Source organism: Acidovorax sp. 106, assembly GCF_003663825.1.
In the GTDB taxonomy this organism is placed as follows: Bacteria; Pseudomonadota; Gammaproteobacteria; order Burkholderiales; family Burkholderiaceae_C; genus Acidovorax.
Map to the genome: position 1 here is coordinate 1,315,469 of NZ_RCCC01000001.1, position 13,196 is coordinate 1,328,664.

Below are 13,196 nucleotides of genomic sequence, written 5' to 3' on the forward strand. Positions count from 1 at the left end.
CTAGCGTGCGCTATTTAATACAGGGCGCAGCTGGCTAAAAATATCAAAACCAAACGCAAAACCCCCCAATCCTTATGGACTGGGGGGTATTGGGGCTATAAGAGCCTGACGATGACCTACTTTCACACGGGAACCCGCACTATCATCGGCGCAAAGTCGTTTCACTGTCCTGTTCGGGATGGGAAGGAGTGGTACCAACTTGCTATGGTCATCAGGCATAACTTGGTGCTGTGCTGTTCGTGGAACAGCCTAGCGAATTCATAGAGTTTGGAATCAGATTTTATGTGTTTTGACTGCGTCAACTTGGCATAACAATCTTTGAGCTTTGCACACAACCGTTAGTTGGGTGCGCTGGCTATCAAAGTTATAGGGTCAAGCCTCACGAGCAATTAGTATCAGTTAGCTTAACGCATTACTGCGCTTCCACACCTGACCTATCAACGTCCTGGTCTTGAACGACTCTTTAGGGGGCTCAAGGCCCCGGCAGATCTCATCTTGAAACGAGTTTCCCGCTTAGATGCTTTCAGCGGTTATCTCTTCCACACTTAGCTACTCGGCAATGCCACTGGCGTGACAACCGATACACCAGAGGTGTGTCCACTCCGGTCCTCTCGTACTAGGAGCAGGCTTCCTCAAATCTGCAGCGCCCACGGAAGATAGGGACCAAACTGTCTCACGACGTTTTAAACCCAGCTCACGTACCTCTTTAAATGGCGAACAGCCATACCCTTGGGACCGGCTACAGCCCCAGGATGAGATGAGCCGACATCGAGGTGCCAAACACCGCCGTCGATATGAACTCTTGGGCGGTATCAGCCTGTTATCCCCAGAGTACCTTTTATCCGTTGAGCGATGGCCCTTCCATACAGAACCACCGGATCACTATGTCCTGCTTTCGCATCTGCTCGACTTGTCAGTCTCGCAGTTAAGCACGCTTATGCCATTGCACTATCGTCACGATGTCCGACCGTAACTAGCGTACCTTCGAACTCCTCCGTTACGCTTTGGGAGGAGACCGCCCCAGTCAAACTGCCTACCATGCACTGTCCCCGATCCAGATAATGGACCTAGGTTAGAACCTCAAACACACCAGGGTGGTATTTCAACGTTGGCTCCATGAGATCTAGCGACCTCACTTCAAAGCCTCCCACCTATCCTACACAGATCTGTTCAAAGTCCAATACAAAGCTACAGTAAAGGTTCATGGGGTCTTTCCGTCTTTCCGCGGGGAGATTGCATCATCACAAACATTTCAACTTCGCTGAGTCTCAGGAGGAGACAGTGTGGCCATCGTTACGCCATTCGTGCAGGTCGGAACTTACCCGACAAGGAATTTCGCTACCTTAGGACCGTTATAGTTACGGCCGCCGTTTACTGGGACTTCAATCAAGAGCTTGCACCCCATCATTTAATCTTCCAGCACCGGGCAGGCGTCACACCCTATACGTCCACTTTCGTGTTTGCAGAGTGCTGTGTTTTTATTAAACAGTCGCAGCCACCGATTTTTTGCAACCCCTTTTGGCTCCCTCTGTACGAGTTCACCTACTTGGGGCATACCTTCTCCCGAAGTTACGGTATCAATTTGCCGAGTTCCTTCTCCTGAGTTCTCTCAAGCGCCTTAGAATACTCATCTCGCGCACCAGTGTCGGTTTGCGGTACGGTCGTCAATAGCTGAAGCTTAGTGGCTTTTCCTGGAAGCAGGGTATCACTCACTTCGTCTGCAAGCAGACTCGTTATCACCCCTCATCTAAGCCCGGCGGATTTGCCTACCAGGCACGACTACAGGCTTGAACCAACATATCCAACAGTTGGCTGAGCTAACCTTCTCCGTCCCCACATCGCACTATTGATCGGTACAGGAATATTGACCTGTTTCCCATCAGCTACGCATCTCTGCCTCGCCTTAGGGGCCGACTCACTCTACGCCGATGAACGTTGCGTAGAAAACCTTGCGCTTACGGCGAGGGGGCTTTTCACCCCCTTTAACGCTACTCATGTCAGCATTCGCACTTCTGATACCTCCAGCATCCGTTACCAGACACCTTCACAGGCCTACAGAACGCTCTCCTACCACGTGCAATAAATTGCACATCCGCAGCTTCGGTAACTGGCTTAGCCCCGTTACATCTTCCGCGCAGGACGACTCGATCAGTGAGCTATTACGCTTTCTTTAAATGATGGCTGCTTCTAAGCCAACATCCTGACTGTTTTAGCCTTCCCACTTCGTTTCCCACTTAGCCAATTTTAGGGACCTTAGCTGGCGGTCTGGGTTGTTTCCCTCTTGAGTCCGGACGTTAGCACCCGGTGCTCTGTCTCCCAAGCTGTACTCGTCGGTATTCGGAGTTTGCATAGGTTTGGTAAGTCGCCATGACCCCCTAGCCTAAACAGTGCTCTACCCCCGACGGTAATACTTGAGGCACTACCTAAATAGTTTTCGGAGAGAACCAGCTATTTCCAAGTTTGTTTAGCCTTTCACCCCTATCCACAGCTCATCCCCTAGTTTTGCAACACTAGTGGGTTCGGACCTCCAGTACCTGTTACGGCACCTTCATCCTGGCCATGGATAGATCACTTGGTTTCGGGTCTACACCCAGCGACTGATTCGCCCTATTCGGACTCGATTTCTCTACGGCTTCCCTATTCGGTTAACCTTGCCACTGAATGTAAGTCGCTGACCCATTATACAAAAGGTACGCAGTCACCCTTGCGGGCTCCTACTTTTTGTAAGCATGCGGTTTCAGGATCTATTTCACTCCCCTCCCGGGGTTCTTTTCGCCTTTCCCTCACGGTACTGGTTCACTATCGGTCGATTACGAGTATTTAGCCTTGGAGGATGGTCCCCCCATATTCAGACAGGATTTCTCGTGTCCCGCCCTACTTTTCTCTAACTTAGTACCACACGTCTGTTTTCGCATACAGGGCTATCACCTGCTATGGCCGAACTTTCCATTCCGTTTTGCTAACAGTCGTGCTATCACTAGAAGGCTCTTCCGATTTCGCTCGCCACTACTTTCGGAATCTCGGTTGATGTCTTTTCCTCGAGCTACTGAGATGTTTCAGTTCACCCGGTTCGCTTCGCATACCTATGTATTCAGTATGCGATACCTCTTGCAAGGTGGGTTTCCCCATTCAGAAATCTCCGGATCAAAGCTTATTTGCCAGCTCCCCGAAGCTTATCGCAGGCTATCACGTCTTTCGTCGCCTGTAATCGCCAAGGCATCCACCACATGCTCTTATTCACTTGACCCTATAACTTTGACATCTCTTTCAAGATATCGCCATTATTTTCAAGGAATTGCCAGGTCTTTCACCTGACGCGTTATGCCGTAATGTGAATTATTCTTCGACTCCAGGTATTTCTACCTTTCATCCGAGAACATTCGTCATTACTGAACTTCAATCAGCTTTCGCTTATTGAATATTCGTTTTGACGCAATCAAAAAATTGTCATCAGAGGCACGGTCTGCACTAAACCTTTACGAATGTGCAGTTTCCTCTGACAACTCTGATTCGACTCTATGAATTTTTAAAGAACAGCCGATTGATCAATCGATATTGATCAACAACAAAGTGGCCTTTTGCAAAGCCGCTTTGGTGTTGAAGTCCGATGCTTGTTGGTGGTGGAGGATGACGGGATCGAACCGACGACCCCCTGCTTGCAAAGCAGGTGCTCTCCCAGCTGAGCTAATCCCCCAGTTTCCTCTCACGTATCCGTCTATTGGAATATGGTGGGTCTAGTTGGGCTCGAACCAACGACCCCTGCGTTATCAACACAGTGCTCTAACCAGCTGAGCTACAGACCCATTCCGCCTTCTTGCGAATGACTTCGCAAGTCAGCAGCTTGTTCCAACAACCGATAAGTGTGGGCGTTCAATATTGAATGCAGTTTTCCAGAAAGGAGGTGATCCAGCCGCACCTTCCGATACGGCTACCTTGTTACGACTTCACCCCAGTCACGAACCCTGCCGTGGTAAGCGCCCTCCTTACGGTTAGGCTACCTACTTCTGGCAGAACCCGCTCCCATGGTGTGACGGGCGGTGTGTACAAGACCCGGGAACGTATTCACCGCGACATTCTGATCCGCGATTACTAGCGATTCCGACTTCACGCAGTCGAGTTGCAGACTGCGATCCGGACTACGACTGGCTTTATGGGATTAGCTCCCCCTCGCGGGTTGGCAACCCTCTGTACCAGCCATTGTATGACGTGTGTAGCCCCACCTATAAGGGCCATGAGGACTTGACGTCATCCCCACCTTCCTCCGGTTTGTCACCGGCAGTCCCATTAGAGTGCCCTTTCGTAGCAACTAATGGCAAGGGTTGCGCTCGTTGCGGGACTTAACCCAACATCTCACGACACGAGCTGACGACAGCCATGCAGCACCTGTGTTATGGCTCTCTTTCGAGCACTCCTCTATCTCTAAAGGATTCCATACATGTCAAAGGTGGGTAAGGTTTTTCGCGTTGCATCGAATTAAACCACATCATCCACCGCTTGTGCGGGTCCCCGTCAATTCCTTTGAGTTTCAACCTTGCGGCCGTACTCCCCAGGCGGTCAACTTCACGCGTTAGCTTCGTTACTGAGTCAGTGAAGACCCAACAACCAGTTGACATCGTTTAGGGCGTGGACTACCAGGGTATCTAATCCTGTTTGCTCCCCACGCTTTCGTGCATGAGCGTCAGTACAGGTCCAGGGGATTGCCTTCGCCATCGGTGTTCCTCCGCATATCTACGCATTTCACTGCTACACGCGGAATTCCATCCCCCTCTACCGTACTCTAGCTATACAGTCACAAATGCAGTTCCCAGGTTGAGCCCGGGGATTTCACATCTGTCTTATATAACCGCCTGCGCACGCTTTACGCCCAGTAATTCCGATTAACGCTTGCACCCTACGTATTACCGCGGCTGCTGGCACGTAGTTAGCCGGTGCTTATTCTTACGGTACCGTCATGGACCCCAGGTATTAACCAGAGTCTTTTCGTTCCGTACAAAAGCAGTTTACAACCCGAAGGCCTTCATCCTGCACGCGGCATGGCTGGATCAGGCTTTCGCCCATTGTCCAAAATTCCCCACTGCTGCCTCCCGTAGGAGTCTGGGCCGTGTCTCAGTCCCAGTGTGGCTGGTCGTCCTCTCAGACCAGCTACAGATCGTCGGCTTGGTAAGCTTTTATCCCACCAACTACCTAATCTGCCATCGGCCGCTCCGTTCGCGCAAGGCCTTGCGGTCCCCTGCTTTCATCCTTAGATCTTATGCGGTATTAGCAAAGCTTTCGCTTCGTTATCCCCCACGATCGGGCACGTTCCGATGTATTACTCACCCGTTCGCCACTCGTCAGCATCCGAAGACCTGTTACCGTTCGACTTGCATGTGTAAGGCATGCCGCCAGCGTTCAATCTGAGCCAGGATCAAACTCTACAGTTCGATCTTGATAAATTTAAAGTCTTTCGACTTAACTCATAAAAACGGAATTGAAGTGAACTTCACTTCTATTCTCATGAGCGTTTGTAGTGCTAAGCACTAGTTCCAAAGAACTTGGCACTCGCCATCAAACGCCCACGCTTATCGGCTGTATATTTTTAATGAACCGGATCACAAATCAACCGAAGTTTTCTTTGCTTTCCCGACTTAGCTGCAATCAGCTGAGCCTCGAATTCTAGCACAGTTTTTAAAGTCCTGTCAAACTTTGGGGTCTTTGCAGTTTGCAGCAATTACTCTTTTCAGAACAACTACTGCATTTAGCGCAGCCTTAAATTGTACAACAGTTTTTAACCCGCCGACAACAAAAACCTAACTTTCTGCAACCCCTTCGCTACCCCAACAATCTAAACCGTCTCAGTAGCGAAGCCCTCGATCATAGCACCGTTTTAGAGCACACAGCAAATTCTCGAAAGTTTTTAAGCAAACACATGAACTGCCCTTGGACTTTATGCCAAGGCAGCTTCCAAGGCATCTATATAGAGACTCGCTACGTCACAACCTGTTTGATCGAATATCTCCTGGAAACAAGTGGGGCTGGTGACATTGATTTCGGTCACGCAATCGCCGATCACATCTACGCCAGCCAACAACAGCCCGCGAGACTGCAAGACAGGGCCCAGCGCCTCAGCGATTTCCCGGTCTCTGGCCGACAGGGGCTGTGCAACTCCCTTGCCACCTGCAGCCAGATTGCCGCGCACTTCGCCCCCCTGGGGAATGCGCGCCAGACAGAAAGGTACAGGCTTGCCGCCAATGATCAGCACCCGTTTGTCGCCTGCTGCAATTTCCGGCAAAAACTTCTGGACCATGACGCTCTGCGCCCCATCACGGTTCAGCGTCTCGGTGATGCTGCCCAGGTTCAGGCCATCAGACCCTACCCGGAAGATCCCCATGCCGCCCATGCCGTCCAGGGGTTTCAGAATGATGTCTTGATGTTCGGCGTGAAAACGGCGGATTTCAGCGGCGTCCCGCGTCACGATCGTGGGCCCGATGAATTGCGGAAACTCCATGATCGCCAGCTTTTCTGGATGGTCTCGTAAAGCACGTGGCTTGTTAAACACCTTGGCTCCCTCGCGCTCCGCTTGCTCAAGCATATGCGTTGCGTAGAAGTACTCGCTGTCGAAGGGCGGGTCTTTGCGCATGAGGACGGCCCCGAAACCCGCCAATGCAGCGGTCTCCTCCGACTGCACGGAAAACCAATTGTCCGATTCATCCGTCAGCGTGATGTGCCGAACCTGGGCCGTGACTTGGCCGCCACGCACCCAACTCACATGCCTTGGCTCACACACTGCCAGGCTGTGCCCCCGCCGCTGCGCCTCCCGCATCATGGCAAAGGTGGTGTCTTTATAGATCTTGAAGTTTTCCAGCGGGTCAGCAATGAACAGGAATTTCATGGTGGCTCAAAAATGAAGAGGGACAACGCAACGCCACCTCAGAGGGCGGGCAAGGCAGGGTCGCGTCAGAAGACCAGGCACGAACCCCAAGGGCAATTCACGAACCCATCGCGCTTGAGGTGGAACGCCCATACTGTTGCACAAATAGCGCAAAGCTGCCGGCGACCACACCCCAGAAGGCAGAACCGATCCCCATCAAGGTAACGCCGCTGAGCGTGACCAGAAACGTAATCAACGCAGCCTCTCTGTGGGTCTCGTTCTTCAACGAAGACGCCAGCCCATTGCCAATCGTGCTCAACAGGGCAATCCCTGCAATGGCCACCACAAGCTCCTTGGGGAAGGAAGTCAGCACCCCGGTGACCACGGCACCAAACAAGCCGATCACCAAATAGAGAGCGCCACACGAGGCCGCAGCCGTATAGCGCCGCTTGCGGTCCTCATGTGCCTCCGGCCCCATGCAGATGGCTGCAGTGATGGCACTGAAGTTCAACGCAAACGCCCCAAAGGGCGCCAGCAGAAGAGACACAACACCGGTCAGAGTGATAAGTTTGGACACAGGCAGCTCATAGCCGGAGGCCTTGATCACCGCAATACCCGGCAGATTCTGCGATGCCATGGTGACCACAAACAACGGAATCGCCAGGCTCACAGCAGCCGCCACACTCCATTGCGGGGCAACAAACACCGGCATGGCCAACTGCATCGGCCCCATGGACCAAGCCACCTGACCTGAAGCCGCCACCCAGGCGATGGCCGCCGCCAGCGTGATCACCACGGCATAGCGCGGCAACAAACGGCGGGCCACCAGATAAGAACCCACCATGAGCAAGACCAGGGGCAGCGCGGTCTGCAGCGCAGCAAAGGTCTGGATGCCAAACCGGGTCAATACCCCGGCTAACAAAGCCGAGGCAATTTCAGAGGGGATGCGATCGGCCACACGCTCCAGAAGCCCGGTGACCCCCACCAAGACCACCAGCACCGAGCACACCATGAACGCGCCCACCGCCTCGCCCATGGAGAAGCCACCAGCCACACCTGCCGTCGCCAGCACCGCAGCGCCAGGGGTAGACCACGCCACCATCACCGGTTTGCGCAGAACAAGAGAGGGGAGCAATGAACACAGACCCATCCCCAGGCCCAGGGCCCAGATCCAGGAGGTGATTTGGGCAGGCGTTGCCCCAAAACCTTGGGCCGCTTGAAACACGATGGCGACCGAGCTGGTGAAGCCGACCAGCACGGCCACAAAGCCTGCGACAAAGGCCGACAGGCTGATATCTTTGAAAAATTGCATGGGGGCGCATTCTGGCACCCCGCTGCGGACCACCCGGCCCGACAGCCGGAGGACCGAGGCAAACGGTGTCAGATTTCGATTTTGGAGCCCAGCTCCACCACCGAGTTGTTTGGCAAGTGCAGGAAGTCGGCGGCGCCGCTGGCGTTGTGGTGCATCTGGGCAAAGAGTTTTTCGCGCCAGTGGGCCATGCCGCTGCCAATCGTGGGGATCACGGTATCGCGCGACAGGAAGTAGCTGGTGGTCATGGGCTCCACATCGCAGCCCCGACCACGCAGCGCCTCCAGCGCCCGGGGCAGATCGGGGTCGTTTTTAAAGCCGTAATGCACCACCACCTGCCAACAATCGTGCCCCAGCGACTCCACCTGCAACCGCTTGTCCAGGCCGATCCAGGGCACCTCATGGTTGCGCACCGTCACAAACAGGTTTTGCTGGTGCAGCACCTTGTTGTGCTTGAGGTTGTGCAACAGTGCATTGGGGACCGCACCAGGCTCGGCCGTCAAAAAGATGGCCGTCCCATCCACCCGGGTGGGCGGGCTGATGAACACGGATTCCAGGAAGTCCTTGAGGTCGATCGCGTCTGCGCGCAGCTTCTCATTGAGCAGGCGGCGGCCCTCTTTCCAGGTCATCATCAGCGTAAACACCGCGCCACCAATCATCAGCGGGAACCAGCCGCCCTGCAGCAGCTTGAGCATGTTGGAGGCAAAGAACGCCAAATCCACCATAAAGAAGCATCCCGTGGCCGCCACGCACAGCGCCAGCGGGTAGCCCCAGCCGTAACGAATCACGAAGAAGGTCAGCGTGGTGGTGATCAGCATGTCCAGCGTCACCGCAATACCGTAGGCCGCGGCCAGATTGCTCGACGAGCGGAACATCACCACCGCCAGCACAATGGCCACAAACAGCCCCCAGTTCACCAACGGCATGTAAATCTGGCCCGTGTCACGCACGCTGGTGTGCTGGATATTCAGGCGAGGCAGGTAGCCCAGCTGAATGACCTGCTTGGTCACGCTGAAGGCCCCGGTGATCAAGGCCTGCGATGCAATCACCGTGGCCAACGTTGCCAAACCAACCAGCGGAATCAGCGCCCAATCGGGTGCCATCATGAAAAAGGGGTTTTTGACCGCGTCCGGCTCGGCCAGCAGCAAAGCACCCTGGCCAAAGTAATTGAGCGTGAGCGAAGGCATGGCCACGCTGAACCAAGCCAGACGGATAGGACGTTTGCCAAAATGCCCCAAGTCGGCATACAGCGCCTCGGCACCCGTAACGCACAAAACCACGGCCCCCAGAATGATGAAGCTGGTGCCAGGCTGGTGCCACATGAACAGCAGCGCGTGGTGCGGGCTCATGGCCCACAGAATTTCAGGGTGCCCCTGGATGTGGACGACACCCAAGACCGCCAGTGTCAAAAACCAAACCAGCGTGATGGGGCCGAAGAACTTGCCAATACCGCCCGTGCCCCGCTTTTGCACGGCAAACAGGCAAAACAGCACGACCAGAGTGATGGGAATGACGTACTGCTTGAAGTGAGGGGAAACCACCTCCAGCCCCTCGACCGCAGACAGCACCGAGATGGCTGGTGTGATCACGCCATCCCCATAGAACAGCGACGTGCCAAAAATCCCCACCGCCAGCAGCACACCGCGCAGCTTGGGCTTGTCTTTGACCGCTTGCGACGCCAGGGCCAACATGGCGATCAGGCCACCCTCACCATTGTTGTCAGCCCGCAGCACCAAGACCACGTACTTCAGCGAAACAATGACCGTAAGGGTCCAGAAGAAAATCGAGAGGATGCCGTAGATGTTTTCGTGCGTGAAGGGCACATGCCCCGAGCCGAACACCTCTTTGACTGCGTACAGCACGCTGGTGCCGATATCACCATAAACGACGCCGATCGCCCCCAGCGTCAAGGCTGCGAGCGAGGATTTGGAAGAACTTTGCACTGGAGTGACCCCGCCGAACGCAAGCGCCGGACAGGATTCCAAAATTTGGGAGAGCGCTATTTTGCGCTGCATGGCTACGCCACCCACCAAGGCGTATCCAGATGTTGCACCGCAGCAACTCCCCTATGGCGCATGCAGCCAAACAATGGCAAGCATTTGAAGCGGGCACGCCACGGCGGCCCCTTCACACCCCAGCGTCAGTCGTAGACCTCGGCATCCGGGTCAGTGGCCTCCAGCTCGTAGCTGGCCGCCAGCATGGCCAAGCGGGCTACCACGCCATACATATAGAAGCGATTCGGCGCGCTCACCCCAGGGCGCACACCCGGCTGGGGCATGTGCGTGCTGTGCTCAAACGCTAGCGGCACAAAGCTGGCACCGGGCGAGTTGAGGTTTTCGTCCACCCCGCGCTCGGCGTGCATGCGATAAAAGCCGCCCACCACATAGCGGTCCATCATGTAGACCACGGGCTCGGCCACGGCATCGTTCACGCGCTCCTGGGTCAGCACACCTTCCTGGATGATGACGTCCGTGACGGACTGACCATCCTTGATGACCGCCATCTTGTTCTTGGTCTTGCGGTTCAGGGCATCCAGCTCCTTGGCGTCGCGCACGGTCATGATGCCCATGCCATAGGTGCCGTTGTCGGGCTTGACCACCACAAACGGCTTTTCGTTGATGCCGTACTCCTTGTACTTGCGGCGCACTTTGGTCAGATGTGCATCGACAGCCGCCTGCAGCGCGTCCATGCCCGTGTCTTCCGCAAAGTTCAGGCCGCCCAAGTGGCTGAACATGGGGTTGATGAGCCAGGGGTCGATGCCCAGCATCTTGCCAAAGCGCTTGGCAACTTCCTCGTAGTTCTTAAAGTGCGTGCTCTTCTTGCGTACGCTCCAGCCGGCGTGCAAGGGCGGCAGCAAATACTGCTCGTGCAGGTCTTCCAGAATGCCTGGGGGGCCGGCCGAGAGGTCGTTGTTGAGCAAAATGGTGCAGGGGTCAAAGTTCTTGAGCCCCAGGCGCCCCTTGTTGCGCACCACAGGCTCCAGCGTCACCGAATCGCCATTGGGCAACTCGATCAGCGTGGATTTCTTGATCTCCGGGCTGATGGAGCCCACCCGCACATTCAGGCCCGCCATGTTGAAGATGCGCTGCAGTTGCACCACATTGGCCAGGTAGAAGGTGTTGCGCGTGTGGTTTTCCGGAATGATCAGCAGGTTGCGCGCTTCGGGGCAGATCTTCTCGATGGCGGCCATGGCAGCCTGCACCGCCAGGGGCAGCATTTCCTTGGTCAGGTTGTTCCAGCCACCAGGAAAGAGGTTGGTGTCCACTGGGGCCAGCTTGAAGCCCGCGTTGCGGATGTCCACCGAGGTGTAGAACGGGGGCGTATGCTCCATCCACTCCAGGCGAAACCAGCGCTCGATGGCGGGCATGGAATCCAGAATGCGCTGTTCAAGCTCGTTGATCGGCCCGGTGAGGGCCGTGATGAGATGCGGAACCATAAAAGCCCTCGGGGGACACAGTTGAACCGATTGTAGGGAGGTGGGATTTCGGGATATGGGGATGCATGCCGCGTTCGCAATGCCAACCCCGGCACCCGGCGCAAAAAAATGCCGAGGCCCAGCCGCCAGCGATCAACGCCGCCAGAACGCCGGGGTGAGCACCGCCATGAAGCTCAAGATCTCCAGCCGCCCCAGCAGCATGGCCAGTGTGCACACCCACACCTGAAAATCCGTCAGCACTGAAAAGTTGGACGCAGGCCCCACCGCCCCCAGTCCCGGCCCGGCGCAGTTCACGCTGGCCAGCACGGCAGAAAAGGCAGTCACCGGGTCCAGGTCGGTCAACAGCAGCACCATGCTCAGGCCGATCACCGTGGCGCCATACACCAGCATGAAGGCCAGCACCGAGAAGATCACCCGGTTGTCCACCACCGCATCGCCCAGGCGCACGGGCTGCACGGCACGCGGGTGCACCAGCCGCGTCATCTCGCGCCGGGCCTGCTTGACAAGAATGAGCATGCGCACCATCTTGATACCGCAGCCGGTGGAGCCCGCGCTGGTGGCCACGCCCGACATGAGCAGCATCAGCACCGGCGCAAACACCGGCCAGCCCAAATAGTCCACCGTAGCGTAGCCCGTGGTGGTGGCCAGCGACACGGTGTTGAACATGCCGTGCCGCAGGGCGGCCAGCGGCTCGTACACCCCCTTGGCCCACAGCAGCAGCGACACCACCAGCCCACCGCCGATCAGCGTGCCCAGCGTGGCGCGCAGCTCCGGGTCGCGCCAAGCGCTGCGCCAGTCGCTCTTGCGCAAGGCCACAAAATACAGCGCAAAGTTGCAGCTGGCCACGAGCATGAAAACGATGGCAATGGCTTCGAGCAGCGGCGACTGAAAATGCCCAAAGCTTGCGTCGTAGGGCGACAGACCACCCAGGCTCACCGTGGTGAACATGTGCATCACCGCATCCAGCGGCGCCATGCCGCCCAGCCAGTACGCCAGCGCACAGGCCACCGAGAACAGCGCGTACACGCCCCACAGCCCCTTGGCGGTGCCGGTCATGCGCGGGGTGAGCTTGGCGTCTTTGACCGGCCCTGCGGCCTCGGCCTTGAAGAGCTGGCTGCCGCCCACGCCCAGCAGCGGCAGCACGGCCACCGCCAAAATCAAAATGCCCATGCCGCCCAGCCACTGCAAAAAGGTGCGCCAGATGTTGACGGACACCGGCAACGTGTCCAGCCCGCTCATCACCGTCGAGCCCGTGGTCGTGAGGCCCGACACCGCCTCAAAGTACGCGTGCGTGAACGACAGCGGCCGCCCGATGAAATGCCCCGCCAGCATCAGCGGCAGCGCGGCAAACAAGGGCAGCAGCACCCACACCAACGAAGCCAGCATCACCCCATGGCGCGGCTGCAGCTCGCGCCGGAAGACGCGAAAGCTCCACCACAGCCAGCCCCCGGCAAACGCCGTGGCAGCCATGGACAGCAGGTACACAAACCAGATGCCGTCCTGCATCCACCACGACACAGCCGCAGGCAAGGCCAGGGACGAGGCAAAGATCATCACCAAAATGCCCAGCACGCGCAGGACAGGAAACATGTCCGTCATGG

At 56.3% G+C, this 13,196-nt stretch carries 5 protein-coding genes, 2 tRNA genes and 3 rRNA genes; all 10 read right to left on the reverse strand.

The annotated features are described in order from the left end of the window. Window positions 1-103 precede the first annotated feature (103 nt). Window positions 104-216: ribosomal RNA gene (gene rrf / locus C8C98_RS05925) — 5S ribosomal RNA — on the reverse strand. A gap of 152 nt (window positions 217-368) precedes the next feature. Then, a 23S ribosomal RNA gene (locus tag C8C98_RS05930) occupies window positions 369-3,247 on the reverse strand. A 371-nt stretch (window positions 3,248-3,618) separates the two neighbouring features. Continuing rightward, window positions 3,619-3,694: transfer RNA gene (locus tag C8C98_RS05935), tRNA-Ala, on the reverse strand. Between the two features lie 32 nt (window positions 3,695-3,726). Then, window positions 3,727-3,803, reverse strand: a tRNA-Ile gene (locus tag C8C98_RS05940). A gap of 91 nt (window positions 3,804-3,894) precedes the next feature. Further along, a 16S ribosomal RNA gene (locus tag C8C98_RS05945) occupies window positions 3,895-5,423 on the reverse strand. Together the 16S, 23S and 5S rRNA genes with 2 tRNA genes alongside form the textbook arrangement of a ribosomal RNA operon. 503 nt (window positions 5,424-5,926) lie before the next feature. Then, window positions 5,927-6,871 (reverse strand): glutathione synthase, encoded by a 945-nt coding sequence (gshB, locus tag C8C98_RS05950; protein WP_121453514.1) that lies wholly within the window; start codon window positions 6,869-6,871, stop codon window positions 5,927-5,929. Window positions 6,872-6,968: 97 nt separating this feature from the next. Next, window positions 6,969-8,162, reverse strand: coding sequence for a benzoate/H(+) symporter BenE family transporter (locus C8C98_RS05955; protein ID WP_121456059.1), 1,194 nt, complete (start codon window positions 8,160-8,162; stop codon window positions 6,969-6,971). Between the two features lie 68 nt (window positions 8,163-8,230). Next, on the reverse strand, window positions 8,231-10,174 hold the full coding sequence (locus C8C98_RS05960) for a potassium transporter Kup (RefSeq protein ID WP_370450345.1): 1,944 nt from the start codon (window positions 10,172-10,174) through the stop codon (window positions 8,231-8,233). A gap of 125 nt (window positions 10,175-10,299) precedes the next feature. Next, complete coding sequence (gene gshA, locus C8C98_RS05965) at window positions 10,300-11,595, reverse strand: glutamate--cysteine ligase (protein ID WP_121453516.1); 1,296 nt, start codon at window positions 11,593-11,595, stop codon at window positions 10,300-10,302. Window positions 11,596-11,727: 132 nt separating this feature from the next. Then, complete coding sequence (locus tag C8C98_RS05970; protein ID WP_121453517.1) at window positions 11,728-13,194, reverse strand: TrkH family potassium uptake protein; 1,467 nt, start codon at window positions 13,192-13,194, stop codon at window positions 11,728-11,730. Between the last annotated feature and the right edge of the window lie 2 nt (window positions 13,195-13,196).